The 746-nt window shown below is 42.8% G+C and carries 1 protein-coding gene; it reads left to right on the top strand.

The features are described 5' to 3' along the window. Positions 1–746, top strand: a 746-nt coding sequence (locus ACFILA_RS09725; RefSeq protein ID WP_375661148.1) for a hypothetical protein, incomplete at both ends; no start/stop codon positions are given.

Raw genomic sequence — 746 nt, 5'->3', positions numbered from 1 at the left:
AAACCAACACTCTAAAAAACGAAGCTGATAGCACGCCCGTCATCACGGAAAAAACGGAATATAGCGATATTTCTTTCGAAAAACCAGACAAATATAATTTTCTCGATGGTAGGCCTTTATATCATGATATGTACTGGGATCGTTGGGGAAAAGGAAAACTTTCTAAGAGGGAGAGTGGGCCAGTCGGTCCAAAACACTTTATATTTGAGCAACAACTTTGGAATAACAAAGAAGGAACCTATGGCACGGCAACTTTAAAAGATGGGACAGTCTATAAGGCATTTACTTGGAAACATAATGCTCGAAAAGGAGACATAGAAGAGTTTGTATGGAATGGTTCTCGGCGGAAGGGAGGATGGTTTGGGTCAATAAACGAAGACTGGTCACACATGACAGAAAAGACTGTCACACAAGCATTTTCGCATAAACCAACTGTTTCGGGGGTAATACAATCTAGTGGCAATCTCATCATTAACGCTGATACCATTGACAACCATTATAGCTCTATAGAAGCAGGGGGAAATGCCGATATCCACGCTGGTGTGCTCACCAATCTGGGGGCAACAGCTTATAAAAAAACTTATCTGGGTTGTAATGCCAATACGCAGGATGGTTATTGTTATGGCTATAAAGCTGATGGAAGCCGCGATGTTTCTTTAGATATAGCCGATGGCAAGGATCGCCATACTGGTTCAGAAGCTCTTGATGCAGCTCCTGGTCTTGTCCAAGCGGGTGGCACGTTGAAT

It is taken from the genome of Bartonella sp. CL71SXKL, assembly GCF_042194935.1.
Taxonomy (GTDB): domain Bacteria; phylum Pseudomonadota; class Alphaproteobacteria; order Rhizobiales; family Rhizobiaceae; genus Bartonella.
The sequence above is the reverse complement of the archived record's forward strand: the minus strand, read 5'-3'. Positions and strand labels throughout refer to the sequence as shown.